Raw genomic sequence first — 26,198 nt, forward strand, 5'->3', positions numbered from 1 at the left:
ATGCTCGAACGCTTGAACTCGGAGTCCCTCCCGCATCTGCCCGAAGATGTGGAATCTCCCGCCTATGACCGCAGCCGGGTGACGCCCGGCATCGTGCACCTGGGTATTGGCGCTTTCCATCGCGCCCACCAGGCGGTCGTGACAGACCTGGCCATGGCGGCAAGCGGGGACCTGAGTTGGGGCATCGTGGGCGTTTCGCTGCGCAGCCCCGCCACCCGCGATGCGCTGACGCCGCAGGACGGTCTGTACACCCTGGCGCTGCGCGACGCCGACCCTGAAGGGAACGAGCGCGAGCAACTGCGGGTGGTCGGGTCGGTGCTGCGGGTCGTGGTGGCCGAGGAAGACCCCCAGGCGGTGCTGGAACGCATCGCGTCCGCCCAGACGCGCATCGTCAGCCTGACGGTCACCGAAAAGGGCTACAGCCACGAACCCGCTACCGGCCACCTGCGCTGGGATGATCCGGACATCGTGCACGACCTCGCGCATCCGGTCAGGCCATGCAGCACCATCGGCATCCTGGTGTACGGCCTGGCGCTGCGGCGCGAACGCAGCCTGCCTCCCGTCACGCTGCTGTCTTGCGACAACCTGCACGCCAACGGCGACACGCTGCGCAGCCTGGTGCTGGCCTTCGCCTTGCGGGTCGACGTGGGCCTGACCGCATGGATCGACAACAACTGCACTTTTCCGAATTCCATGGTGGACCGCATCGTGCCGGGCACGCAGGATGAAGACCGCGCGCGCGTGGCAGCGCGCCTGGGATTCGAGGACGCCTGGCCGGTCGTGGGCGAGCCCTTCCTAAACTGGGTCATCGAGGACAAGTTCGCGGCCGGCAGGCCAGCCTGGGACGCGGCCGGCGCGAACTTCGTGCGCAACGCCGCGCCATACGAGCGCCTGAAGCTGCGCATGGTCAACGCGCCGCATTCCGCATTCGCGTACCTGGGCGCGATGCTGGGTCTGCGCACCAATAGCGAGGCCGCCGCGACGCCGGCGCTGCGCCGCTATGTCGACGACATGATGCGGCTGGAGCTTGCGCCCACGCTGCGCGGCGTTCCGGGATCGGGGCTGGATGAGTATCGCCAGCGCTTCCTGGCGCGCGTGTCCAATCCGGCGCTGCCTCACCTCACCCGGCAGGTCGCGATGGATGGTTCGCAGAAGGTGCCGCAGCGCCTGCTCGCTGCCATTCGCGATCGCAAGCAACGCGGAGAGGATTTCGCCCGGCTGACCCTGGCCGTGGCCGCGTGGCTGCACTATCTGCGCGGATATGACGAGCAGGGCAACACCTATTCCATACAGGATCCGCTAGCCGAGGCGCTGGCCAAGCTGCTGGCGCGCGCAGAAGTGGCCGCCACGGCCTCGGCCCCGTCGCAGGCGGCGCACCGGCGCGCCATGGTGGTGGCCGGGTTCCGGCCCGTTTTCGGGGACCTGGGCGGCAAGCCTGCTTTCGTCGAAGTGCTGGCCGTGCAGTGGGAGCGGCTGCGGACGCTGGGTGTGCTGGGCGCGTTGGAAGCCCTGGAGCGGGACACGGCCCAGGCGGGCGCACCCTTGCCTGTGTCGGCCGCATGACCTCAGGCGGCATGCCGCTTGCATCGATAAGGAGCGCAGCATGGACAGGCGCGAAAACGTGGACGCGGCGCAGTGGCGGCAATGGGCCGAAGCCTGCTTGCGGGCCCTGGATTTCAGCGCGGCCGACGCGCAGTGCCTGGCATCCAGCCTGGCGCAGACCAGCCTGTGGGGCATCGACTCCCATGGCATCGCGCGGCTGCCGCATTACCTGAACCGGGTCGTCCATGGCTCCATCCTGGCGCGGCCGCAAATCCGTATCGAGCAGAGCGGGCCGGCGACCGCGCAGGTGCATGGCGGCAGGGGCCACGGCATCGTGGTGGCTCACCGAGCCAATGCGGCCGCGATGGCGCTGGCGCGAGAAGCAGGCGTGAGCGCCGTGGGAGTCAGCGATTCCTCGCATTGCGGGGCCATCGGCCTGTACACGCGCGCGGCCGCCAAGGAAGGACTGATCGGCATCGCCTTCACGCATTCCGATTCCATTGCCGCGCCATTCGGCGGCTGGCAACCGTATTTCGGCACGAATCCCATTTCCTTCGCCTTCCCCAGGCAGGGCGGCGAGCCGCTATGCCTGGACATGGCGACGACTTCAATCCCGTGGAACCGGGTCATGAATGCGCGTCGCGACGGCGTGGAACTGCCCGCGGGGGTGGCGCTGGATGCCGAGGGGCGTAGCGTGACCGACGCGGAGCGTGTCCGCGCCTTGACGCCCTTGGGCGGCGACTACGGCCACAAGGGCTACGGCCTGGCGATGATGATCGAGCTCTTGTGCGGGCCGCTCAACGGCAATCCTTACGGACCGCACATCGGTCCCATGTACGAGCAGCTGGATCGTCCGCGCGAATTGGGGGCGTTCTTTATCGTCATGGATCCCGCCCGGTTCGCGGGCGGTGCGGTACTGGCTGCCGTGGCGGCGGGCATGGCGGCCGAACTGGCGGCGCAGCCCGGATCGCCCCGCATGCCGGGCGATCCCGAACTGGCCTCGCAGGCGCAGCGCCAGGCCGGGGGGATTCCGGTGCCGCCGGCGTTGAAGGTTGAAATGGCCGAGTGGAGCGCCAGGTTGGGGCTCCCGCTGCCGGCGTTTATGCCGTTGGACGGCGAGGCCTGAGCGCAGCCGTCCCGCCTACGCAAGAAGTATCAGCGGGCCAGGCCGAAGAACTCCATCGTGTTGCGGCTCAAGACCTTCTGCTGCACCTCGGGCTGCAGGCCGGCGTTCGCCACCAGTTTGCCCACTTCCTGCTCGCCCAGCGGATAGGGGTAGTCCGAGCCCAGCAACACCCGGTCTTCTCCCATTACGTCGATCAGCAGGCGCAGCGCGCGCGGATCGAACACCGCGCTATCGGTGTAGAAGCGGTCGGTGTAGGAAGAGGGCAATTGCGGACAGTCCTGGCGGATGATGTCGCGATGGCGCCAGGCATTGTCCACGCGCCCCAGCAGAAAGGCGAAGCTGCCGCCGCCATGGGCGAAGCAGAGCTTCAGGCTGCGCGGTATGCGCTCGAAGGCGCCGGAGAGAATCAGCGACAGGATACCCAGCTGCGTTTCCGCGGGCATGGCCACCAGCCACGGCAGCATCCACTTCTTCATGCGCCCGTCGGTCATCATGTCCCAGGGGTGCACCAGCACCGGAATGTCATTGTTGGCGCAGTGGATCAGGAACTGCACCAGGGTCTCGTCGTCCAGGTCGCGGGGACCGACGTGATTGCCGATCTGCACGCCCAGGTGGCCGGCGGCGCGGGCTCGCGACGCTTCCTTGCAGGCCAGCTCCAGGTCCTGCAACGGGACTTGCGCCAGCGCCTTCAGGCGCGCCGGCGCATGCGCGCAATGCTCCAGCGCCAGGTCGTTCATGCGGGCCGCCCAGTCCGCGGCAGCCTGCGCGGGATAGGAATAGCCGAACATGATGGGCGTCGCGCACAGGATCTGCAGGTCCACGCCGTTGCGGTCCATCTGCCGCAGGCGCAGGGCCGGGTCCCACAAGGTGGCGTCCACCGGGCGGAACGCGCGGTCGCCCGCCATGATCTGGCCGGTCGAACCGTCGCCGTCCAACCGCAGCCAGGGCGCGTTGACGGGGTCCAGCGCCGCCGCTTCCTGCCGGGTGATCGGCGGGAAGAAGTGCGCGTGCATGTCGATTTTCTGGGTCATGTGCAAAAGAAAGGAAGTCGGTCGGGCGTGCGGCGGCTTGCCGCAAGGCTGGTCTGGCTGAAAAGGCCTCTAGGCCGGCGCCGCCTGAGCGGAGGGCGCATGCCCCTTGCCCGGATGGATCTCGCCGCAGCCGGGACAGGTGCGCTTTTCGGTGCTGGAATAAAAGGCCTGGAACAGCGGTGGCAGGTCGGTCACGATGCTCTTGAGTTGCACCTCCACGCGGTGCACCAGGCTGCCGCAGGACGGGCAGTACCATTCGAAACCGTCCAGCAGGCCTTGCGGGCGCTGGCGTTCGATGACCAGGCAGGCGCTGTCGGCCTCGGGCCTTTGCGGCGAATGACGCACGTGGGGCGGCAACAGGAAAATGTCGCCTTCCTTGAGGTCCACGCGTTCCGCCTTGCCGTCCACCCACAGCGACAGCCAGGCATTGCCGCGCAACTGGTAGAAGAATTCCTCCAGCGGATCGTCGTGGTAGTCGGTGCGGTGGTTCGGGCCACCGACCACGGTGACGATGAAGTCGGCGTCCTGCCAGATCTGCTGATTGCCGACCGGCGGCTTGAGCAGATGGGCGTGATCGTCAATCCAGCGCTGGAAATTCAACGGCGGGCCATAGGCGGGCATCGGGATCTCCGGAAGTCTGGGGGCGAACCGAGGCCGCCCCATAGCGTGAAGTCTAGGCGGGACCTGGCGGGTCTGCACAATAGAAATTACGCGGTCGGCCATGCCTGATGTCTATGGCGGGATAATCCTAGGTCGTGTGCCGGCCCCCGGTCTCGACGCGCTGCGCCGCGCTTTGCTTCAGGTAATCCACCAGGCGCTGACAGGCCGGCGTCATCGGACGGTCCGCGCGGACCGAGTAGCCCACGTCGCCAAAGGCGCCGAAGGCATCGGTGGGCAGGCGGGCCAGCATGCCCATGGACAGGAACGGCGCCGCCGCGTCGTAGGGCAACAGCGCCAGCGCGTCGCTGTGCATGAGTACGCCGATATTGGTCAAAAGCGACAGGGACTCGACATGCCGGGTCGGCAGGCGCAGGCCGGCGTCGAGAAAGCTGCGTTCTATCGAGGCGCGCAGCGGCGAACTGGGGGCGGGCAGGATCCAGATGTGGTCGGCCAGGTCGGCCAGTGCCGCAGGCGGCGCGCCGGCCAGGGGATGGGCGGCGCGCGCCACCAGGCATAGCTCTTCCCGGTAGAGTTTGTGATGATCGACCGCCACGCCAGAGATGGACGCCATGTCGGCGCCCGGCAGGCGGCCGACCACGATGTCCAGGTCTCCTGTCGCCAGCGCCGGCAAGAGTTGCGCGGTCGGTCCCTCGCGCACGCTGACCTGGATGCCGGGGTGCGCGGTCATGAGGCGCGCGATGGCTTCGGGCAGCAGTTTGGCAGAGGCGGCGATGAGGGTGCCCACCACCACGTGGCCGCTGGCGCCGCCCAGCACGGCGTCGATGTCGTCGGCCATGTAGCGGATCTCGGCCATCATGGCATGCACGCGGCGGCCCAGCACCATGGCCAGTTCCGTCGGGGTGACGCCGCGATTGGAGCGGTCGAACAGGGTGGTGCCGAAGAAGGCCTCCATTTCGTGGATGGCCTTGGTGACGGTGGGCTGGGTCAGGTGCAGTTCGCTCGCGGCGCGCGACAGCGACCGGCAGGCCAGCACGCGCTCGAAGATCTGCAGCTGGTGCAGTTTCAGCTTGCGGCTGAGCGCGTTGGGCGTGATGCGGAAGTCCGCCATGGGCCGCTAGCGCGCCTGCGGCTTGTAGGCAACCGCCTTGATCTCGATCAGCAGCTGCGGGTGCGGCAGCTGGTGCACGGCGACGGTGGTGCGGGCCGGGCCATCGGAGTCGAAGTACTCGCCATAGACCTTGTTGTAGCCGCCGAAATCGTTCATGTTGACCAGGAAGGTGCTGATCTCGACCACGTCGGCCAGCGTGGCGCCCGCCGTGGCCAGGATATCGCGGATGTTCTCGATGACGGCGCGCGTCTGTACCTGGATGTCCAGCGTGGCGGTGCCCATCGCATCGACCTCGGCGCCGGCGATGCGGTTGTCGGGCAGGCGCGAGCTGGTGCCGGAGACATAAAGAAAGTCCCCGGCGCGCTTGATGTGCGGATACTTGCCGCGCGGCGTAGCCTTGCCGGCGACGACGGTGGCGGTGCTGCCGGCTGGGTCCGATTGGGGCTGGGACGGATTCATCGCATCTTCCTTTGCGTGGGGTGGGTCAGAGCTTAATGCAGACGTTGGTGGGTTCGGTATAGAAATGCAGCGAATGGCGGCCGCCCTCGCGGCCGATCCCCGACAGCCCGCTGCCGCCGAACGGCGTGCGCAGGTCGCGCAGGAACCAGCAATTGACCCAGGCCAGCCCCACCTTCATGGCCTGGGCCACGCGGTGTCCGCGCGCGAGGTTCTGGGTCCATACCGCGGCGGCCAGGCCATAGCGCGTATCGTTGGCCAGGCGGATGGCTTCGTCTTCCGTGTCGAAAGGCGCCACATGGCAGACCGGGCCAAAGACCTCCTCCTTGATGCAGCGGGCGTCCTCCGCCAGGCCGGTCCAGATCGTGGGTTGCACATAGGCGCCGTCATCGCGCGCGTCGCCGAACGCCGGCACGCCGCCACCGGTCACGACCGTTGCGCCTTCCTCGCACGCCAGAGCAAAGTAGGACAGCACTTTTTCGCGATGTTCGCGCGACACCAGCGGCCCCATCTCGGTGGCGGGGTCCATGGGCCAGCCGATGCGCAAGGCTTCGGCCCGCGCCGCCAGCGCCGCGACAAAGCGTTCATAGATCGGACGTTCGACGTAGACGCGTTCGGTGCACAGGCAGACTTGCCCGCAATTGGCGAACACGGATTGCGTCACGCCGTCCACGGCAGCGTCGAAGTCCGCGTCGGCGAACACCAGCGCGGCGTTCTTGCCGCCCAGCTCGAAGGACACCGGCTTCACGCCGGGCGCTACGGCCCGCATGATGGCGGCGCCCGTCGCGGACTCTCCCGTGAAAGTGATGCCGTCGATGTCAGGATGCGTGGTCATGAATTCCCCCGCCGAAGCCGGACCGAAGCCATGCGCCAGGTTCAGCACGCCGGCTGGCAGGCCGGCTTCGTGGGCCACTTCAGCCAGCAGGGTGGCCGTGGAGGGCGTGACTTCGGATGGCTTCATGATCACCGTATTGCCGAAGGCCAGCGCGGGCGCCACCTTCCAGGTCAGCAACAGCAGCGGCAGATTCCACGGGGAAATCACGCCCACCACGCCCAGCGGCTTGCGGTAGGCATAGTTCAGCGCCTGCCTGCCGTCCGGGGTGTCCGTCATGTAGCTTTCCATGTCCAGCGTGCGCGCCAGCTCGGCAAAGGCGCGGAAATTCGCCGCACCGCGCGGGATATCGATCTTGCCCGCCCAGCCCACCGGCTTGCCTGTGTCGCCGATCTCGGCCTGCAGGAAGTCGTCGAAGCGCCGAGCGATGCCATCGGCCAGCGCCAGCAGATAATCCGTGCGCGCAGCCACCGGCAATCCCGCCCAGGCCGGCAAAGCGCGGTGCGCAGCCGCCACGGCGCGGTCCACCTGGTCGCGGCCCGCTTCGTGGACGTGTGCGATCAGCCGCCCATCCACCGGGCTGTGCTTGTTGAAGGTGGACGCGCCGTCTTCGAAGCGGCCGTCGATGTAGTTGCGCAATTGTCGGATCGTCATGTCCAGCACTCGGTGGGGATGTAAAATAAATACGTATACGTACTATATTGGCGGATCAAAAGAAGCGCAAGGTCTCCCTCCATGGCCGTTTTTGTCCATGCCAGCGCCTACAATCGCCAGGCGTATCCCTTGGAAGCCCGATGACCGCCAACGCCAGACCCGCCCGTGCCGAGCAGGCCGCTCCCCAGGCCTTGCAGGCGTTCGACCTGACCCAGGTCGCCTCCCATCTGCTGCGTCGCGCCCATTTCCGCGCCGAAGCCCTGTTTGCGCAGGCCTTTCCCGATGAAGACCTGACGCCGCGCCAGAAGGCGCTGCTGATCACCGTCTACCAGAATCCGGGCGCAACGCAGAACCGGATCGCCGAACTGATCGCGCTGGACCGCAATTCCTTCGCCGAGATGATTGCCCGCATGACCAAGAAGGGCTACGTGCGCCGCAAGCGCTCAGCGCAGGACGGCCGGGCTTACGCGCTGGAGATCACGGAAGAGGGGGTTGCGTTGCTGGCGCGCATCCTGCCGCAGGATGCCGCCGTGGAAGCGGAGGTGCTGGCGCCCATACCGGAGGACCTGCGGCCCGTGTTCCTGAAATGCCTGCGCCTGATGGCAGGGCTGGAACAACAGGACGGCGCCGCGACGTGACGGTGCGGCGTTCAGGAGCCGGGCGCGGCGGTTGAATCCACCGTGGCCGTCCCGGGCGGGTTTTTCCTGCCGAACCGCAGCGCAAACTGGCGCGTGAACACCGCGCCAAAGAAGAAGATCTGCGCTGAATAGTAGATCCACAGCAGCAGCGCGATCAGCGATCCCGCCGCGCCGTAAGCGGACACGGCCGCGCCGCGGCTGAGGTAGAGGCCAATGCCCCACTTGCCCACCAGGAACAGCGCCGCCGTCACGATGGCTCCGGGTATCACGTCCGGCCACGATATCCTGGCGCTGGGCAGCAGCTTATATATGACCGCGAAGAGCGCCACCACGATGGAAAACGAAAACAGGCTGGAGATCCATTCCGCCACCAAGGCGAACGACGACGCCGTCCACAAATCGCCGTAGTAGGTGCGCGCGGCGCCGAGAGCGGCGTTCACTGTCAGCGAGATCAACAGGAACAGCGCCAGCACCAGCACCAGTCCAAACGACAGCATGCGGCTGCGGACCATGCCGTGCAGCCCGCCTTTCTGGTTGGCCGAGACCTCCCATAGTTCGTCGAGGCTGGCCTTCAGTTCCGCGAAGGCCGTGGTGGCGCTGAAGATCAGCACAAAAATGGAGATCAGGGCCGCGATCCAGCCTTTGCCCGATTCATGGGCGCTGGCCAGCACGGTCTGGATGACTTCAGCGCCGCGTTCGCCGGTCAGGTCGCGCAGCTGCGAAAACAACTCCGAGCGCACGGCGTCCTCGCCGAAGAATGCGCCCGCCACCGCGATCACCAGGATCAGCATGGGCGCAAGCGAAAACACCATGTACAGCGCCAGCGCCGCGCCTTTGCTCGACGCGCGATGGGTCGACCACTGCTTGGCGGAGTCCATCAGCAGCCCGCCGATTTCGGACGGGTGCAGCGTACGCAACAGGGTCTTCGGAAAACGCATGGGGCTCGGCTCTTTCTTGGAGAGCCTTCATTGTAGGGACGCATGCGCCGCGGCGAAACCCGCAGATTGTGCGCAAACGTGTTTGCTAGTGAGGCTGCGTTGCGCGGGAAAAGAAAAACCCCCGGGGCGAAGGACCGGGGGTTTTTCGGGATACTGCATTCCCCGGCCGGAGCCGGGGAGGCCTTGCAAGGAGGGCTGGACTTAGAAGTCCATGCCGCCCATGCCGCCCATGCCGCCGGGCATGGCCGGAGCAGCGGGCTTGTCTTCGGCCAGTTCGACCACGGCAGCTTCGGCGGTCAGCAGCAGGCTGGCGACGGAAGCGGCGTTCTGCAGGGCGGTGCGGGTCACCTTGGTGGGATCCAGCACGCCTTGCTCGACCAGGTCGGTGTACTCGCCGGTCGCGGCGTTGTAGCCGTAGTTGCCCTTGCCGTTCAGCACGGTGTTGACGACCACGCTGGCTTCTTCGCCGGCGTTGGTGACGATGGTGCGCAGCGGCTCTTCCACAGCACGCAGGATCAGCTTGATGCCGGCGTTCTGATCAGGCGTGTCGCCCTTCAGGTCAGCGATGGCTTGCTTGGCGCGCAGCAGAGCAACGCCGCCGCCAGCCACAACGCCTTCTTCCACTGCAGCGCGCGTGGCGTGCAGGGCGTCTTCGACGCGAGCCTTCTTTTCCTTCATTTCGACTTCGGTGGCAGCGCCAACGCGAATCACGGCAACGCCGCCGGCCAGCTTGGCCACGCGTTCTTGCAGCTTTTCACGGTCGTAGTCGGACGTGGCTTCTTCGATCTGGACGCGGATTTGCTTGACGCGAGCTTCGATCGACTTGCTGTCGCCAGCGCCGTCGATGATGGTCGTGTTTTCCTTGCCCACTTCGATACGCTTGGCTTGGCCCAGTTCAGCCAGACCGGCCTTTTCCAGCGACATGCCGGTTTCTTCGGAGATCACCGTGCCGCCCGTCAGGATGGCGATGTCTTCCAGCATGGCCTTGCGGCGGTCGCCGAAGCCAGGAGCCTTGACGGCGGTCGTCTTCAGGATGCCGCGGATGTTGTTCACAACCAGGGTAGCCAGGGCTTCGCCTTCGACGTCTTCAGCGATGATCAGCAGAGGACGGCTCGACTTGGCAACTTGTTCCAGCACGGGCAGCAGGTCACGGATGTTGCTGATCTTCTTGTCGAAAATCAGGACAAACGGATCTTCCAGCGCGGCAACTTGCTTGTCCGGGTTGTTGATGAAGTAGGGCGACAGGTAGCCGCGGTCGAATTGCATGCCTTCGACGACGTCCAGCTCGTTTTCCAGCGACTTGCCGTCTTCGACGGTGATGACGCCTTCCTTGCCGACCTTGTCCATCGCGTCAGCGATGATCTGGCCGATGGAGGTGTCGCTGTTGGCGGAGATCGAGCCGACCTGGGCGATTTCCTTGCTGGTCGTGACCGGCTTGGATTGCTTCTTCAGTTCAGCGACGGCGGCGGCGACAGCCTTGTCGATGCCGCGCTTCAGGTCGATCGGGTTGAAACCGGCGGCAACGTACTTCAGGCCTTCCTGAACGATGGCCTGGGCCAGCACGGTGGCGGTGGTGGTGCCGTCACCGGCGTTGTCGGAGGTCTTCGAGGCGACGTCCTTGACCAGCTGGGCGCCGATGTTCTCGAACTTGTCCTTCAGTTCGATTTCCTTGGCGACGGACACGCCGTCCTTGGTCACGGTCGGGGCGCCGAACGAGCGCTCCAGCACGACGTTGCGACCCTTGGGGCCCAGGGTGGTCTTGACAGCGTTGGCGAGGACATTCACGCCACGGACGATGCGCACGCGGGCGTCATCACCGAACAATACTTGCTTGGCAGCCATTTCTTAGCTTCCTTCGAAAATTCGTTTGAGGCGGGGTTTACTGGACCACGGCGAGGATTTCGTCCTCGCGGATGACGAGCAGCTCTTCGCCGTCAACCTTCACGGACTGGCCGGCGTACTTGCCGAACAGCACCTTGTCGCCAGCCTTCAGGTCGACCGGCAGGATCTTGCCGTCTTCGGTCTTCTTGCCGGGGCCGACGGCCACGACTTCACCCTGATCGGGCTTTTCGGCGGCGCTGTCGGGGATAACGATGCCCGATGCAGTCTTGCGCTCGTTTTCGAGGCGTTTGACGATCACGCGATCGCCCAGGGGACGCAAGGCCATGAGGAACTCCTGTTGCAAAAAAAGAGAAGGAAATGATCGGTTAGGCCCGGGAACGCTGTTAGCACTCACCGGTGTCGAGTGCTAATTATAGGGATGATGTTCTAGGGTTCAAGGGGGGAAGGCGCGCTGTTACATATTGGCGGCTGCCGTCGAATTCCCTTGAGCGAGGCGGAACCTCGGGTCAGCCCTGGAGCGAGCCGGCGGTCAGCACGCGGTTCAGGGATTCCAGCAACAGGTTGAGCGTGGGGCTGCGTGGCGCGCCATTTCTCAGCACCAGCTCATAAGGTTCGCTGCGCGATTTGAGGTGCAGGGGCAGCACGCCGACGAGGTGGTGGCGGCAGAAGTAGTTCGCCACGTCGTCGGACACCAGGGCCACCAGGTCGGTATTGCGGCTGAGCAGGGACAGGGTGGTGAGCGTAGACGTGGTCTCGACCAGGTGTAGCGGGAAGTTGAGCTGCGCTTCGTGGAACTCGCGTTCCAGCAGCCGGCGCATGGGCATGTGGGCGCGGTAGACCACCCAGCGGCTGTCCTGCAGGTCGGTCAACTCGACGGATTCCGATCCCATGGCGGGATGGTCGACGTTGGCAATCACCGAGAGTGATTCGTCCTTGATGAAGATCGATTCGTAAATGTCCGGCGTCCTGCTTACCGAGGAGCGGCAGATGGCCGCGTCCAGGCGGCCGCGGTCCACCAGGTCCAGCAGGGTTTCGCTGGTGTCCTCCACCACTTCCACGGTCGTGCGCGGCTGCTGCTGGAGCAGGTCGGAGATCACGTCGGTCAGCAGGGGCACCGCGCCCATGATGGTCCCGATCGCCAGCCGGCCGCCCGCGCCGCTGGCAATCGCTTCCAGCTCAAACCTCAGGTTATTGATGTCGGCCTGGATCAGTCGCGCAAACCGCAACACGCACTTTCCGGCTTCATTAGGTATTAACCCTCGGTTGGTGCGTGCGAAGAGTTCGACCTGGAAGGTCTGTTCCAGCTCGCGCAAGGCCTTGCTCGCACCGGGCTGGGTGAGTCCGACCTTGTCCGCCGCGCCAAGCAGGGAGCCGCTTTCCTCGATGGCGATGAGCAGCCGCAACTGCTTCGCGTGCAGCCGCGACATCACGGAATTCAGGCTCGGCGCGGGATTCACTATGAATAAAAGTTATATCTCTATCGCAAGCTGTCAGTGTACCGAAATCGGCCGCCTCCCTAGACTGCCCTTCGCAAACTGTTTTAACGAAGAGGCAATATGGCTTTGATCAATTACGTGACCGAAGTGCGTTTCGGCGCCGGCGCCCTGGCTGAACTGAAAGAGGTCTGCGACAAGCTGGGTATTGCGAAACCCTGCATCGTGACGGACAAGGGCGTGCAAGCCGCCGGCATCGTCGAGAAGGTGCAGTCCGTGCTCGGCCAGCCGGGCACAGTTTTCAACGAGACGCCGTCCAACCCGTCCGAATCGGCAGTCCGCGCGGGTGTCGAAGCCCTGAAGACCGGTGGCTGCGACGGTATCGTCGCCGTGGGCGGGGGCTCGTCGATCGACCTGGCCAAGGCGGTGGCCGTGGCTGCCCGCCACGAAGGGCCGTTGCGCCAGTTCGCGCTGATCGAGGGCGGGCTGCAGCGCATCACTGCCGCCACGCTGCCCATAGTCGCCATTCCGACGACCGCAGGCACGGGCAGCGAAGTCGGGCGTGGCGCCATCATCATCCTCGACGACGGGCGCAAGGTCGGCATCCTCTCTCCGTATGTGATTCCCAAGGTGGCGATCTGTGATCCGGCGCTTACGCTGGGCCTGCCCGCCGGACTGACGGCGGCGACCGGCATGGATGCAATCGCGCATTGCATCGAGACCTTCCTGGCCCCGGCCTTCAACCCGCCGGCGGACGGCATCGCGCTGGACGGCCTGTGGCGAGCCTGGCGCCACATCGAGCGGGCTTTTCACGAGCCTGCCGATATCGAAGCGCGCACCAACATGATGAGCGCCTCGCTACAGGGCGCGCTGGCGTTCCAGAAGGGCCTGGGATGCGTGCACAGCCTCAGCCATTCGCTGGGCGGCATCAATCCCAAGCTGCACCATGGCACGCTCAACGCGATCCTGCTGCCGGCGGTGATCCGCTACAACCGCGGCGCCGAATCGGTGGTGCGCGAGGACAAGATCGCGCGCCTGTCGCAGGCCATGGGCCTGCCGGCTTCGGTGTCGATCGAGGATGCGCTGGTTGCCAAGTCCCGCGCACTGCAGTTGCCGACGGGCCTGGGGCAGCTCGGCGTGGACGAAGCGCTGTTCGACCGCATCGTGCAGGGCGCGCTGGCCGATCACAGCCACCGCACCAACCCGCGGGAAGCGTCCGCCGCGGACTACGTCGAGATGCTGCGGCAATCGATGTGAATTCCACGCATGCCCAGGCGGCCGCAGCCGGGCCGCTCATGGGCGTGCATGACGAAACCATAGCCAAACATAGAAAGAAGCAGGTGGAGACATGAGCAGCACCTCTTTAAACGCACTGGATTCCATGAGCTCCAAGGAGACCATGGTTCCGGACGCCGAGCGTCGCCGCGCACTCTTCGGGAGCGCCGTCGGCAGCACCATCGAATGGTATGACTACTTCCTCTATGGAACGATGTCGTCCATCATTTTTGCCAAGCAGTTCTTCCCCAGCGACAACGCGCTGGTGAGCCAGATGCTGGCGCTGGCGACCTTCGCGCTGGCGTTCCTCATCCGGCCGCTGGGCGGCGTGATCTTTTCGCATATCGGCGATCGCGTCGGCCGCAAGAAGACCTTGGCCATGACGTTGTCCATCATGGGCCTGTCCACCGTGCTTATGGGGCTGCTGCCCAACTACGCGCAGATCGGCCTGGCCGCGCCCATACTACTGACCATATTGCGTCTGTTGCAGGGCCTGGCGCTGGGCGGCGAGTGGGGCGGCGGCGTATTGCTGGCGGTGGAGTACTCGCCGCGCACCAAGCGCGGCTTCTATGGCGCCGTGCCGCAGACGGGCGCGGTGCTGGGCCTGGCACTGGGCAACATCATCACGTCCATGCTGAGCGCCAGCATGAGCGAGGAAGCCTTCCTGTCCTGGGGATGGCGCATTCCCTTCGTGGGCTCGATCGTGCTCGTGCTGATCGGCATGTGGATCCGCAATGCCGTGGGCGAGACGCCTTCGTTCAAGAAAATCCAGGCTACCCGCAGCAGTGCGCGCATTCCGCTCAAGGAGACACTGCAGCATCACTGGCGCGAGGTGCTGATCGCCATCGGCGCAAAGGTCATCGAAACCTCGACCTTCTTCCTCTACGCAACCTTCACCGTCTCCTACATGATGGACCACGGGTTTGCACGCTCCACCATCCTGAACATCGTGCTGGTCTGCGCGCTGATCGCGTTCCCCTTCATGCTGTTCTTCGGCTACCTGTCCGACAGGATCGGCCGCAAGAAGGTCTTCATTCTGGGCAGCCTGGCGTTCCTTGCCTGGATCTTCCCGTATTTCTGGCTGCTGGACCAGAAGTCCGTCCCTGCGGCTGCGCTGGCCATCGTCGTGGGGCTGGGCATCATCTGGGCCAGCTACGGGGCCATGATCGGGACGCTGCTGGCCGAGGCGTTTCCGGCTTCGATCCGCTACACCGGAATGTCGCTCGGCTACCAGATCGGCGCCGCGCTCGTCGGCGGCCCCATGCCGCTGATCGCGACAGCGCTGATCGCCTATTTCAGCGGCAGCTATGTGCCCGTGGTGCTCTTCCTCGCCGTTTGCGCAGTGGTCTCCATCGGGGCCGTGGCCATGGCGCGCGACCGTAGCGGCCAGCCGCTGGACGACTGAATCCACCACAAACTCCCATTCCAACCATCCAACAGGAAACCTATCCCATGCAACTCACTGGAGAAATGCTGATCGGCCGTGCAGCCATCCGCGGACAGGCTGGAAGCCAGCGTGCTTTCAATCCCACGGCCAATGCCGAGATCCCGGAGCCGGAATTCGGCCTGGGCTCGCGCGAGAACGTGGAGCGAGCCGTGGATCTGGCGACCCGCGCTTTCGACTCGTATCGCAATCTGCCGTTGGAGCGCCGCGCCGCGTTCCTAGAGGCCATTGCCGAAGAGATCCTGGCGCTGGGCGATGCGCTGATCGAGCGAGCCCACGCCGAGAGCGGCCTGCCGGTGGCCCGCCTGACCGGCGAGCGCGCGCGCACCGCCGGCCAACTGCGACTGTTTGCGCAGGTCGTGCGCGACGGGCATTTCCTGCGCGCCACGATCGACACGGCCCAGCCCGAGCGCCAGCCGGCTCCACGCGCCGACCTGCGCCTGGCCAAGATCCCGCTGGGCCCGGTGGCCGTGTTCGGCGCCAGCAACTTCCCGCTGGCCTTCTCCGTGGCCGGCGGCGATACCGCTTCCGCGCTTGCGGCGGGTGCGCCAGTCATCGTAAAGGCGCATAGCGCGCACCTGGGCACCTCGGAACTCGTCGGCCGGGCCATACAGAAGGCGGCCGAGCGGCTGGACATGCCGGAGGGCGTCTTCTCCCTCTTGATCGGCGCGGGAAGGAACATTGGAGAGGCGCTCGTCGCGCACCCCGGCATCAAGGCGGTCGGCTTCACGGGTTCGCGCCAGGGCGGCCTGGCGCTGCTGCGCATCGCCAACAGCCGCCACGAGCCGATTCCGGTCTATGCCGAGATGAGCAGCATCAACCCCGTGTTCCTGCTGCCGCGGGCGCTGTCGGCGGGGGCCGAGGCATTGGCCCAGGGCTTTGCCGACTCGCTGACCATGGGCGCCGGCCAGTTCTGTACCAATCCCGGCCTGGTGCTGGCGATCGACGGACCCGATCTGCAGCGCTTCGTGACCGCGGCCGGCAAGGCGCTGAGCGCCAAGGCGGCGCAGACCATGCTCACGCCAGGCATCCACGCCGCCTATGAGAGCGGCCGCGCGCAGGTGGACGCTCTGGAAGGTGTGGAGCGAGTGGCCAGCGGCGCGCAGGTCGGCGGCCAGGCCAATGCCGCCCAGGCAGCGCTGTACGTGACGGATGCCCAGCGCCTGCTGCGCACGCCCGAGCTGCAGGCCGAAATGTTCGGCCCCGCGTCCGTGGTGGTGAAGGCGCGCAGCCTCGACGAACTGCTGCAGGTGGCCGATCTGCTCGAAGGCCAGCTCACAGCGACGCTGCACCTGGACGAGGCTGATCACAGCGCCGCGCGCCGCTTGCTGCCTGTGCTGGAACGCAAGTGCGGCCGGATCCTGGCCAATGGCTTTCCGACCGGCGTCGAGGTTTGCCACGCGATGGTGCATGGCGGGCCGTTCCCGGCTACCTCCAATGCCATGTACTCCTCGGTGGGCAGCAGCGCCATAGACCGGTTCCTGCGGCCGGTCTGCTACCAGGACATCGCCGACGAATTGCTTCCGGCTGCCTTGCAGCAGGCGAATCCGCAGGGCGTGTGGCGCCTGGTCGATGGCGCGATGGAGCAGCCCTGAAGCAGGGGTAGAATCCGGTCACGAGTCACGCGGCGGCGCCGCAGTCGGCCGCGGCTCGCATGAGGCCATGTAAAGTCGCTCATTGGCGCCCAATGAGCGACTTTTTTTGCAACTCCGGATGGATGCGCGCTTCTCCTATGGCTAGAAAAATCCCCCCTTTGAATCCGCTGCGCGCATTTGAGGTCTCGGCGCGACACATGAGCTTCACCAAAGCGGCCGAAGAATTGTTTGTGACGTCTTCGGCGGTCAGCCATCAGGTCAAGTCGCTGGAAGAGAACCTGGGCATCGCCTTGTTCGTGCGCGACTCCAAGATCCTTACGCTCACCCCGGCGGGCAAGGCTTACCTGCCGGGCGTGCAGGAGGCGTTCCGGCAATTGGAGGTCGCTACCTATCAGTTGCACCGCGAGAAGAGCACCTCGCTGCTCAAGATCAATCTGCCACCGACTTTTGCCGTCAAGTGGCTGATCCCGCGGCTGAGCCGCTTCAGCCGTCAACATCCGGACCTGGACCTGAAGGTCTCCACTTCCAAGCTGATGGCGGATTTTTCCCGCGATGCCGTAGATATGGAAATCCGCTACGGACGCGGCGTGTACGCCGGACTGCACTCGGAACTGGTGCTGCCCGTGGAAGTGTTCGCCGTTTGCAGCCCCGCTCTCCAGCAAGGGCCGCATCCCATCCATGAATTCGCCGACCTTCGCTACCACGTGCTGCTGCACGACGACAGCACCTACGACGACGTCAGCAACCCGAATTGGGGCACCTGGCTGGCGCACATGGGCGTGCATGACCTGGATGCCACCCGCGGACCTTCGTTCTGGCCCAGCCATTTGGTGATCGATGCGGCGATCGATGGGCAGGGGGTGGCGTTGGTGAAGAAGAGCTGGGTGAGTCAGGACCTGGCATCCGGCAAACTGGTGCGGCTGTTCCCGAAGCACAGCCTGCCCGTCGAATTCGCCTACTACCTGGTGTTCCCGCGCAATCGCCTGGAAGATCCACGCATTGCGGCCTTTGTCGACTGGATGCGCGAAGAACTGGCTCGCGACACTCCCGCCTAGCGGCGGGCCGGGCCGCCGCTCATTGCGCGTGGGCGCCAATCCGATAGATGCGGGCCGCATTGCCGGCCCACAGCGCATGCCGTTCCGCGGGCGCCAGGGGCGCGATGGCCTCGGCGAAGGCCGCCACGATGGCGGGGTAGCTGGTGACAAGGCTGTCGACCGGGAAATTGCTGGCGAACATGCAGCGCTCCGCGCCGAAGATGGAGATAGCGGTTCGGATCAATGGAATATTGGCCTGCGCCGACCATGGCGTATCGACTTGGCCCAATCCCGATATCTTCAGCGCCGCATTGGGCGCGAGGGCCAGCGTTTCCAGCGCTTTGCGCCAGCCTGCCAGTCCTTGCGGGCTGCGGTCCGAAGGCAGGCCGGTGTGGTTGAGGATTAGCGTGGTGACCGGAAAATCGCGCGCCAATTCCAGTGCCTGTTCCAGATGCCACCATGGCGCCTGGAGGTCGAACGACAAGCCGAAGCGTTGCAGGAGCGCATAGCCTTCGCGCCAGCGGGCATCGTCCATCGATCCGGGCTGCCCGCGGCGCGCGTCGGCCGCCCGTGGCGACACGGCGGGCTTGTGGCGGATGCCGCGGACCATGGAGAACGCGGTCTGGGCCGCCAAGACCTGCCCGGCGTCCGGCGCGCCCAGATCGGCGTGCGCAACCAGGACCGACGGGCGTCGATGGTGCTGCGCCAGCCCGGTCAGCCAACGGGTTTCGTCTACCGGCCCGCGGCGATCCCACTCCGCTTCGATATGGACCGTGGCGGTCGGCGCGCACCCCCGGGTGTCGGCCGCGAAGTCTTCCGGCAGGTAGTTGCGCCGCAGCGCTTCGTAGCTGCCATAGCGGAAACCTTCGACGGTCTCGCCCTGCAGCCAGGGATAGGGATTTCGGTCCAGGTCCCAGAAGTGCTGGTGCGCGTCGATGAACGCCGGAATGTCGTTGTCTGCAGGAGTCATGGCGGGGTAAGGCCGCGGAGGATCGATGGAATGTACCGCTTATGCGGCTACGGCGGCTTTGTCCCGAGCGCCAAAAGCGCCGGCTGCCTGCAGCTGCTCGATGCGCTCGGCCGAGAGTCCCAGCTCGGAAAAGACCTCTGCGGTGTGCGCGCCGAGCAAGGGCGCGACGCGGCGGATCTGCTGCGGCGTGCCTCGCAGCTTGACGGGAAAGCCCAGCATCTTGACCTTGCCTTCGACGGGATGCTCGCCCTCCACGACCATGTCACGGGCCCGGGCCTGCTCGCAGTCCAGGGCTTCCTCGTAGTTTTGTATGGGCGCGGCCGGTACACCGGCCGCCAGCAGCAGGTCCACCCATTCGGCGGCGGGCCGGCGGGCGAACTCCTGTTCCAGCAACGCGATCAGCGCCTTCCGGTTCTTGAGACGTTCCACGTTGTCGCGGAAGCGCGGGTCGGCGAGCAGGTCGGGCCGATCGATCACTGCGCACAGGGCCGCCCACAGCTTGGGATTGGCGGCACCGATCACCAGGTGGCGATCGGCGGCGCGGATCGCCTGGTACGGAGCGCTCATGCGATTGGCGCTGCCCAGGGGCGAGGGTACCCGGCCGGTGCCCCAGAATTCCGCGGTTTCCCAGATCGACAGCCCGAGCGCGGTTTCGAAGAGCGAGGCGTCGATGTACTGGCCCAGGCCGGTTTCTCCGCGGCCGATCACGGCGCTCAGGATGGCGTAGGCGGCAAACAGCGCCGCGCCCAGGTCCGCGAAGGGTACGCTGGACTTCATGGGTTCGCCTCCGGGCTCGCCCATCACGCTCATTGCGCCGCAGCTGGCCTGCGCGATCAAGTCCAGGCCGGGGCGCAGCGCCCAGGGGCCCGTCTGCCCGAAGCCGGAAATGCTGGCATACACCAGGCGTGGATTGATGGCTTGCAGCCTGGGGTAGTCGATCTTCAGCCGAGCGGCAACGCCGGGCCGGTTGTTCTCCACCAGGACGTCCGCGCTGCGCACCAGTTCGTAGAACGCTTCGAGCCCCTGCGGATTCTTCAGGTCGATCTCCACGCTGCGCTTATTGCGGTTCAGGGCGATGAAGCCGCCGCTGTCCTCGCCCTTGAGCTTGAAGCCCATGGCGCGGCGCGTCTGGTCGCCCACGCCGGGCGTTTCCACCTTGATGACGTCGGCGCCCATGTCACCCAGCAGCATGCAGCAATAGGGGCCCGCCATGATCTGGCTGACGTCGAGTACGCGGATTCGGGAAAGAGGAAGAGTCATCGCTATCGTAAAGAAGGGAAGAGTGGGCGGAGTGGCTCAGCGGCCGACGAAGGCAGGGCGCTGCTTGGCCAGGAAGGCGCGGTAGCCGATCTGGAAGTCCTCGGTTTCGAAGCAGTCGTAGGCCACTTGCTGTTCCGAGTCCGTGAGGGGGTGGGGCTGGGCCAGGCGCCGCACGAAATCCTTGTGCCAGCGCGCCACCAGCGGCGCGCCCGCGGCAATGCGTCGGGCGGCGGCGTAGCCTTCCTCCAATACCGAGGCGTCGGGCACCACGCGGTTGACGAGGCCTTTTTGCAGGGCTTCGGCAGCGTCGAACACGCGGCCTTCCAGCACGATTTCCAACGCGACGGCGGGGCCCGCCAGGGTCACGAGGCCGCCGAGTTCACCATAGGACATCACCAGGCCCAGGCGATTGATCGGAGCGCCGAAACGGCTGGATTCGCCGCATACGCGCATGTCGCAGACCGAGGCCAGTTCCAGTCCGCCGCCCACGCAGGCGCCCTGGATGACGGCCAGCGTGGGATGCCGGCTGGCCGAGACCGCCTGCATGGCCCGGTGCGTCACCTTGCCGTAGGCCATGGCCTGCGCCTTGTTCAGCCGGGTGCGGGGGAACTCCTCGATGTCGGCGCCTGCCGAGAAGGCGCGTTCGCCCGCGCCGCGCACCACGATGCAGCGCACCGCGTCGTCGGCATCCAGCTCCTGCATCAGGTCGCCCAGGCCTTGCCACATTTCCAGGTTCATGGCGTTCATCTTGAGCGGATTGTTCAGCGTGAGGGTGACGATCTGTTGTTCGTCTCGGGACAGGAGGATTGCGTCTTCCATGGATCGAATGCCTTGTATCGGGTGGGGCGAAGTTGCCATCGCATGCGAAAAGTGTAGGAAGCGCGGTCCACGCGCTCAACCGAGAAAAATTGGGTGTCTGCCCAAGAAAAACTCAGCTAGCGGTGCATGAGAAAAACTTGTCTATCGCCTGAAATATTCCACGTTGTTGGGCCGAATGGCGGCTCCTATACTTTTTTCGACCACAGCCTGAGGAGGCCATCCGGACCTCACCAAAGAAGCAGGCGCGGAGCAGGAAACCAAGGAGACGAGACATGCAACGACGCCAATTTCTGGTAGCGGCGGGGCTTGCCGCCATGCACGGCATGGCCAGGGCCGCCAGCGCGGGCGAGCTGCTGCCCAAGGCCCCCATCCGTATCGTGGTGGGCTTTCCGCCCGGAGGCGGGACGGACGTGGTCACGCGGGTTCTGGCGCAGCAGCTGGGCAGCCGTTGGGGGCGCACCGTCGTCGTAGAGAACAAGACTGGCGCGGCGGGCGTGATCGCAGCCGAGTACGTGGCCAAGCAGGAAGCCGACGGGACGACCTTGCTGATGACCAATTTCAGCAACCACGTGGTGGCGCCCAGCCTGTACCCCAAGATCGGCTATGTGGTCGAGCGCGACTTCACACCCATTACGCTGGTGGGAACCACGCCCTGCCTGCTCATCTGTCGCAAGGAACAGCGCGCGCAGACGCTGGAGGCCATCGTACGGCGCTGCAAGGAAAGCCCCGGCTCGGTGAGTTTCGGTTCGGCGGGCGCGGGCTCGATACAACACCTGGCACTGGAAATGTTCCAGTTGCGCACGGGCGTGAAGGCGCTGCACATTCCTTACCGGGGATCGGCGCCCATGATTTCCGATTTGATCGGCGGCCAGATCGACTACAGCTTTGAAACCATGGCGTCGGCATCGCCCCAGGTCCAGAGCGGGGCGGTGGTGCCCATCGCCCAGACCAGTCTCAGGCGCGCGCAGGCGCAGCCTTCGGTTCCCACGCTCGCCGAAAGCGGCTATCCGGGTTTCGATGCCCGGGTCTGGTATGGGATCGTGGGACCGGGTGGCATGCCCGATGCCCTGGTCCAGGCGCTGAGCCGGGATATCAATGACGCGCTGGCAGTGCCGGCGGTAGCCGAGAAGCTGCTGTCGCTCGGCGCGGAAGACGGCGGTGGGTCGCCGGCGCAATTCGCTTCGTTCATCGCAAGCGAGAAAGCCAAATGGGCCCAGGTGATTCGTGATGCAAATGTGACTGTCTGAAGATGAACACGGATAAATTCGTAATTGAACGCACCCTTCCCGAAGACCTGGCCGCAGCCGCGCTGGTGGGCAGGGTGTGGCGTCCCGGGGGCGCGGACGGCAGCCTGGAGGGCCCCTGCGTGGTCGCGGTGCGCAATGGCCGCCTGGTTGACCTGAGCGTCCAGGTGCCCACGCTGTCCGCCCTGCTGGAGCGTGAAGACCGCCTGGCGCTGGCAGCCCACGCGCAGGGCGCGGACCTGGGGCCGGTGCAGGATTGGCTGGAGAGCAGCTTGCGCCATGGTGGCGATCAGCGGCATCCGCATCTGTTGGCGCCCTGCGATCTGCAGGTCGTCAAGGCGGCAGGGGTCACCTTCGCGGCAAGCATGCTGGAGCGCGTGATCGAAGAGCAGGCCCGCGGCGAGCCCGCCAAGGCCCATGCGATCCGGGCGTCGATGACCGCCATCGTAGGCGAGGACCTATCGGCTATCGAGCCCGGTTCCGACGAGGCGCGCAAACTGAAGGAAATGTTGTCGGGCAAGGGCTTGTGGTCGCAGTACCTGGAGGTCGGCATCGGGCCCGATGCCGAAGTGTTCACCAAAGCGGCGCCGCTGTCCTCGGTGGGCCACTGCGCCGCCGTCGGCCTGCATCCGGAATCGCAGTGGAACAATCCGGAACCGGAGGTCGTGCTGGCGGTGAATTCGCGCGGCGAGATCGTGGGAGCCGCGCTGGGCAACGACGTGAATCTGCGGGACTTCGAAGGGCGCAGCGCGTTGCTGCTCGGCAAGGCCAAGGATAACAATGCGTCCTGCGCCATCGGACCGTTCGTGCGCTTGCTGGACAGAAGCTTCACGCTGCGCGACATCGCCTCTGCCGACGTACAAATGACCATATCAGGCGCCGACGGCTTCGTCCTGCAAGGCAGCAGCTCTATGCAGTGCATCAGCCGCTCGCCCGAGAGCCTGGTCGCGCACGCCATGGGCGCGCACCATCAGTATCCGGACGGCATTTTCCTGTTCTGCGGCACCATGTTCGCCCCGACGGAGGACCGCGGCGCGCCCGGCGCGGGCTTTACCCACCATGTGGACGACGCAGTGTGCATCTACAGTGCCCGGCTGGGCGGGTTGTTCAACCGGGTCGGTTTGAGCAATCGCCTGCCGGCCTGGACCTTCGGCATCGGCGCGCTGATGCGCAATCTGGCCGCAAGAGAGCTTATCTGACATGAATTTCCCTAGCATCGGCTTTATCGGCATCGGCCTGATGGGCGAAGCCATGACGCTGCGCCTGCGAGACCTGGGTTATCCGGTATTCGTCTGGAACCGCGAGCCCGAGAGGCTGGCCTCGGTGGAAACGGCGGGCGCCATTGCGCTGGCATCGCCAGCCGAGGTCGCGCGCCAGAGCGACGTGGTGCTGATGTGCGTGCTGGACGACGGGGCGGTCGACTTCTGCACCCGGGGCCCGCAGGGCATCGTCCAGGCGGACGGCGGCGAGGGCAAGCTGATCGTCGATTTCTCGACGATCGCGCCCGCCACCACGCGGACGCTGGCGGAGCACGCAAGGCGGCTGGCAGGTATGGGGTGGGTGGACGCGCCGGTGTCCGGGGGACCGCAAGCTGCGCGCGATGGTCAGCTCACCATCATGGCGGGGGCGAGCCCGGAGAATTTCGAGCAGGCCCGCCCTGTGCTACAGGCGCTGGGCAGCCAAGTGACGCTCATGGGACCTGTCGGCGCCGGACAGACAGCGAAGATCATCAACCAGGCCATCGTCGGTGCGGGCTTCGCGCTCATGAGCGAGGCCGTGCTATTGGCGGAGGCGTCCGGCATCGACGCGGCAAGGCTGCCCGACTGCCTGAAGGGAGGGTTCGCGGACAGCGTGCTGCTGCAGAAACTTTACCCGCGCATTCTTGAGCGGCGTTTCGATCCCCCTATCGGCTATGCGCGCCAGCTGGCCAAGGACATGTCGGCGGTGCAGGCGCACGCCCGCGAGGCGGGTTGCGATCTGCCCATGGTGGAGGAGGCAGCGAGGCTGTTTTCGCGCTACGTCGAAGCGGGCGGAGCGCTTGCCGATTCGGCATCCCTCATCCGCCTGTACGAAATGGGACGGGCCGGCGCCAAGGGAGAGGACGCATGAAGCGAACCATCACCTGCGTCGAGGACCTGCGCGCGCTGGCGGAAAAGCGCGTGCCCCGCATGTTCTACGATTATGTGGATGTGGGCTCCTGGACCGAAAGCACCTACCGGGCCAACACCGCGGACTTCCAGCGCATCCTGTTGCGCCAGCGGGTGGCGCGCGATCTTTCGCGCCGCTCCGTGGCATCCACCATGGTCGGCCAGGACGTGGCGATGCCGGTGGCCATCGCGCCCACGGGCCTGACTGGCATGCAGCACGCCGACGGCGAAATCCTGGCGGCGCGCGCGGCCAAGGCCTTCGGCGTGCCGTTCACGCTGTCTACGGTCAGCATCTGCTCCATCGAGGACGTGGCCGAGGGCACGGACGGGCATCCGTTCTGGTTCCAGCTGTACGTGATGCGCGACCGCAAGTTCGTCCAGCGGTTGATCGAACGGGCCGCCGCCGCGGGCTGCTCCGCGCTGGTCGTGACGTTGGATCTCCAGATCAGCGGCCAGCGCCACAAGGACCTGAAGAACGGCCTCTCCGCGCCACCCCGGCTCACCTTGCTCAATCTGCTGAATATGGCCGGAAAGCCGCGCTGGTGCCTGGGAATGCTGGGAACCCGCAGGCATACCTTCGGCAACATCATCGGCCACGTCGACGGCGTCGACAACATGACCTCGCTGGCCGAATGGAGCTCGCAACAATACGACCCGGCGTTGAGCTGGGAAGACATCGCCTGGATCCGCCGGTTGTGGAAAGGCAAGCTGATCCTGAAGGGCATCCAGGACGTGGAGGACGCGCGGCTGGCGGTGGCCAGCGGCGCCGATGCCCTGATCGTGTCCAACCACGGCGGGCGGCAGCTGGACGGTGCGCCGTCCTCGATCCGCGCGCTGCCGGCGATCGCCCAGGCGGTGGGCTCGGACATCGAGGTCCACATGGACGGCGGCGTGCGCTCCGGTCAGGACGTGCTCAAGGCCGTCGCGCTGGGCGCCAAGGGCGTCTATATCGGCCGGGCCATGCTGTACGGCCTGGGCGCCATGGGCGAGCAGGGCGTGGCGCGGACGCTGGAGATCATCCGCAAGGAGCTCGACCTGACGATGGCGTTCTGCGGAAAGACCGACATACGGGACGTGGACGCATCCATCCTGCTGCCCGCCTGACAACGATTCCTGAACATAAGAAAACTGGAGACTCTCATGCACCAATCCCTTTCGAAGACATCGGTGCCGGCGCGCCGCAGGCAGCTGCTTGCTGGCATGGCCATGCTGGCGCTGGCCGCGGCGCCTGCGCTGGCTGCGGCCGGCGACTATCCGCAGCATCCGATCCAGCTGGTCGTGCCCTACCAGGCCGGCGGCGGCGCGGACGTCATGGCCAGGGCTTTTTCCAAGGCGGCTGCCAAGGTGCTGCCCCAGGGCATCGTCATCGTCAACAAGCCCGGCGCGGCCGGCGTTATCGGCTGGCAGGAAGTTATCCGCGCCAAGCCGGACGGCTACAAGGTGGCGCTGACGACGGTGGAGTTGACCTTCCTGCATCACCTCGGCCTGGCCAAGTTTGATCAGCATGCGTTGCGCCCGATAGCCAAACTGAACGCGGACCCGGCGGTGATCGTGGTGCGCAGCGATTCTCCGTATGCCAGCATCGAGGACTTCCTGGCCCAGGCGCGCAAGCCCGATGCCAACATCCAGATCGGCAACGCGGGCCAGGGGTCGATGTGGCACATGGCTTCGGCAGCGCTGGCCGAGAAGGGAAAGGCCACGTTCAACTACATTCCCTACCAGGGTGGAGCGCCGGCGCTGCTCGGTTTGCTGGGCGGGCACATCGATGCCGTGATCGCGAGCGCGCCGGAGGTGATTCCCTATGTGAATTCGGGCAAGCTCAGGGCCCTGGGCGTCATGTCGGAAAAGCGGATCAAAGGCTTGGACAATACGCCCACGCTGCGCGAGCGGAATATGGACCTGGTTCTGGGAACCTGGCGCGGGCTGGCCGTGCCCAATGACACGCCGGACGCCGTGGTGCAGGTGCTGCGCGAGGCGACTGAGAAGTCCATGCGCGATCCGGAACTGCGGGAAGTGATGGAAAAGCAGTTCTTCACCACGGACACGTACGAGGATGCACCCGTGTTCGCTGCCAGCATGGATAAGGAAGGCGCGGATCTCAAGGTGATCGCCAGCGGCATTGCACTGCGGCCTTGAGAAAACATCGAAGTGCTACGTTGGCATGCGCCGGATCCCCTTCGATTTGGGAT

At 65.8% G+C, this 26,198-nt stretch carries 24 protein-coding genes; 12 read left to right on the forward strand and 12 right to left on the reverse strand.

All coding sequences use genetic code 11. The annotated features are described in order from the left end of the window. Together VCS63_RS17900 and VCS63_RS17905 are read left to right on the forward strand one after the other, a co-directional pair. Window positions 1-1,563, forward strand: a complete 1,563-nt coding sequence (locus tag VCS63_RS17900; protein WP_323880562.1) for a mannitol dehydrogenase family protein — start codon at window positions 1-3, stop codon at window positions 1,561-1,563. A gap of 40 nt (window positions 1,564-1,603) precedes the next feature. After that, the gene (locus tag VCS63_RS17905; RefSeq protein WP_323880564.1) at window positions 1,604-2,668 is read left to right on the forward strand and encodes an Ldh family oxidoreductase; all 1,065 of its coding nucleotides are present in this window, start codon (window positions 1,604-1,606) and stop codon (window positions 2,666-2,668) included. Between the two features lie 29 nt (window positions 2,669-2,697). Here VCS63_RS17905 and VCS63_RS17910 read toward each other — a convergent pair whose 3' ends face one another. The 5 genes from VCS63_RS17910 to VCS63_RS17930 form a co-directional block, all read right to left on the reverse strand. Continuing rightward, entirely contained in the window at window positions 2,698-3,699 is a 1,002-nt protein-coding gene (locus VCS63_RS17910) for an amidohydrolase family protein (protein ID WP_323880566.1), read from the reverse strand. Window positions 3,700-3,768: 69 nt separating this feature from the next. Next, on the reverse strand, window positions 3,769-4,320 hold the full coding sequence (locus VCS63_RS17915) for a 3-hydroxyanthranilate 3,4-dioxygenase (protein ID WP_042795098.1): 552 nt from the start codon (window positions 4,318-4,320) through the stop codon (window positions 3,769-3,771). Between the two features lie 127 nt (window positions 4,321-4,447). After that, complete coding sequence (locus VCS63_RS17920) at window positions 4,448-5,428, reverse strand: LysR substrate-binding domain-containing protein (protein ID WP_323880567.1); 981 nt, start codon at window positions 5,426-5,428, stop codon at window positions 4,448-4,450. 6 nt (window positions 5,429-5,434) lie between these two features. Then, entirely contained in the window at window positions 5,435-5,887 is a 453-nt protein-coding gene (locus VCS63_RS17925; protein ID WP_042795096.1) for a RidA family protein, read from the reverse strand. 25 nt (window positions 5,888-5,912) lie between these two features. Continuing rightward, on the reverse strand, window positions 5,913-7,370 hold the full coding sequence (locus VCS63_RS17930; RefSeq protein ID WP_323880568.1) for a 2-hydroxymuconic semialdehyde dehydrogenase: 1,458 nt from the start codon (window positions 7,368-7,370) through the stop codon (window positions 5,913-5,915). A gap of 140 nt (window positions 7,371-7,510) precedes the next feature. Here VCS63_RS17930 and VCS63_RS17935 point away from each other — a divergent pair, with 140 nt between their 5' ends. Then, entirely contained in the window at window positions 7,511-8,008 is a 498-nt protein-coding gene (locus VCS63_RS17935; protein WP_063642803.1) for a MarR family winged helix-turn-helix transcriptional regulator, read from the forward strand. 11 nt (window positions 8,009-8,019) lie between these two features. Here the strand turns inward: VCS63_RS17935 and VCS63_RS17940 are convergent, their stop codons facing one another. The 4 genes from VCS63_RS17940 to VCS63_RS17955 all read right to left on the reverse strand — a co-directional run bounded on the left by VCS63_RS17940 (window position 8,020) and on the right by VCS63_RS17955 (window position 12,215). Further along, window positions 8,020-8,946: a YihY/virulence factor BrkB family protein gene (locus VCS63_RS17940; protein WP_042795094.1), complete on the reverse strand. Its 927-nt coding sequence runs from the start codon at window positions 8,944-8,946 to the stop codon at window positions 8,020-8,022. Window positions 8,947-9,147: 201 nt separating this feature from the next. Beyond that, window positions 9,148-10,788: a chaperonin GroEL gene (gene groL, locus VCS63_RS17945; protein WP_042795093.1), complete on the reverse strand. Its 1,641-nt coding sequence runs from the start codon at window positions 10,786-10,788 to the stop codon at window positions 9,148-9,150. Window positions 10,789-10,825: 37 nt separating this feature from the next. After that, on the reverse strand, window positions 10,826-11,113 hold the full coding sequence (gene groES / locus VCS63_RS17950) for a co-chaperone GroES (RefSeq protein ID WP_006221616.1): 288 nt from the start codon (window positions 11,111-11,113) through the stop codon (window positions 10,826-10,828). A gap of 181 nt (window positions 11,114-11,294) precedes the next feature. Then, window positions 11,295-12,215, reverse strand: a complete 921-nt coding sequence (locus VCS63_RS17955; RefSeq protein ID WP_076815458.1) for a LysR family transcriptional regulator — start codon at window positions 12,213-12,215, stop codon at window positions 11,295-11,297. Window positions 12,216-12,344: 129 nt separating this feature from the next. On the opposite strand from VCS63_RS17955, the gene VCS63_RS17960 reads away from it, so the two are divergent. The 4 genes from VCS63_RS17960 (at window position 12,345) to VCS63_RS17975 (ending at window position 17,590) form a co-directional block, all read left to right on the forward strand. Further along, a complete protein-coding gene (locus VCS63_RS17960; RefSeq protein ID WP_076815456.1) occupies window positions 12,345-13,478 on the forward strand; it encodes an iron-containing alcohol dehydrogenase in 1,134 nt (377 codons plus the stop codon). Window positions 13,479-13,569: 91 nt separating this feature from the next. Further along, the gene (locus tag VCS63_RS17965) at window positions 13,570-14,901 is read left to right on the forward strand and encodes an MFS transporter (RefSeq protein ID WP_042795092.1); all 1,332 of its coding nucleotides are present in this window, start codon (window positions 13,570-13,572) and stop codon (window positions 14,899-14,901) included. Between the two features lie 47 nt (window positions 14,902-14,948). Further along, window positions 14,949-16,535 carry an aldehyde dehydrogenase (NADP(+)) gene (locus VCS63_RS17970; protein WP_323880573.1) on the forward strand — a complete coding sequence of 529 codons (1,587 nt, stop codon included), beginning with the start codon at window positions 14,949-14,951 and terminating at the stop codon, window positions 16,533-16,535. Window positions 16,536-16,672: 137 nt separating this feature from the next. Continuing rightward, window positions 16,673-17,590, forward strand: a complete 918-nt coding sequence (locus tag VCS63_RS17975; RefSeq protein ID WP_323880574.1) for a transcriptional regulator GcvA — start codon at window positions 16,673-16,675, stop codon at window positions 17,588-17,590. Between the two features lie 19 nt (window positions 17,591-17,609). Here VCS63_RS17975 and VCS63_RS17980 read toward each other — a convergent pair whose 3' ends face one another. Genes VCS63_RS17980 through VCS63_RS17990 form a run of 3 tightly spaced genes read right to left on the reverse strand, consistent with a single transcriptional unit; the run spans window position 17,610 to window position 20,618 of the window. Further along, a complete protein-coding gene (locus tag VCS63_RS17980; RefSeq protein ID WP_323880576.1) occupies window positions 17,610-18,539 on the reverse strand; it encodes an amidohydrolase family protein in 930 nt (309 codons plus the stop codon). Between the two features lie 39 nt (window positions 18,540-18,578). Beyond that, a complete protein-coding gene (locus VCS63_RS17985; RefSeq protein WP_323880578.1) occupies window positions 18,579-19,799 on the reverse strand; it encodes a CoA transferase in 1,221 nt (406 codons plus the stop codon). A 36-nt stretch (window positions 19,800-19,835) separates the two neighbouring features. After that, window positions 19,836-20,618: an enoyl-CoA hydratase-related protein gene (locus tag VCS63_RS17990; RefSeq protein WP_042795088.1), complete on the reverse strand. Its 783-nt coding sequence runs from the start codon at window positions 20,616-20,618 to the stop codon at window positions 19,836-19,838. Window positions 20,619-20,890: 272 nt separating this feature from the next. Between VCS63_RS17990 and VCS63_RS17995 the strand changes: the two genes are divergently transcribed. From VCS63_RS17995 to VCS63_RS18015, 5 genes are read left to right on the forward strand one after another with little or no spacing between them, the layout of a single operon-like run. Further along, on the forward strand, window positions 20,891-21,865 hold the full coding sequence (locus VCS63_RS17995; RefSeq protein WP_042795087.1) for a Bug family tripartite tricarboxylate transporter substrate binding protein: 975 nt from the start codon (window positions 20,891-20,893) through the stop codon (window positions 21,863-21,865). A 2-nt stretch (window positions 21,866-21,867) separates the two neighbouring features. Beyond that, complete coding sequence (locus VCS63_RS18000; protein WP_323880581.1) at window positions 21,868-23,061, forward strand: fumarylacetoacetate hydrolase family protein; 1,194 nt, start codon at window positions 21,868-21,870, stop codon at window positions 23,059-23,061. 1 nt (window position 23,062) lies between these two features. After that, window positions 23,063-23,971, forward strand: coding sequence for an NAD(P)-dependent oxidoreductase (locus VCS63_RS18005; RefSeq protein WP_323880582.1), 909 nt, complete (start codon window positions 23,063-23,065; stop codon window positions 23,969-23,971). Beyond that, a complete protein-coding gene (locus VCS63_RS18010; protein ID WP_042795085.1) occupies window positions 23,968-25,113 on the forward strand; it encodes an alpha-hydroxy acid oxidase in 1,146 nt (381 codons plus the stop codon). Before VCS63_RS18005 ends, VCS63_RS18010 begins: the two co-directional genes overlap by 4 nt. A 36-nt stretch (window positions 25,114-25,149) precedes the next feature. Then, complete coding sequence (locus VCS63_RS18015; protein ID WP_082900571.1) at window positions 25,150-26,145, forward strand: tripartite tricarboxylate transporter substrate binding protein; 996 nt, start codon at window positions 25,150-25,152, stop codon at window positions 26,143-26,145. The last annotated feature ends 53 nt before the right edge of the window (window positions 26,146-26,198 follow it).

The sequence above is a fragment of the Achromobacter sp. D10 genome (assembly GCF_035282245.1).
Classification (GTDB): Bacteria; Pseudomonadota; Gammaproteobacteria; order Burkholderiales; family Burkholderiaceae_B; genus Achromobacter; species Achromobacter insolitus.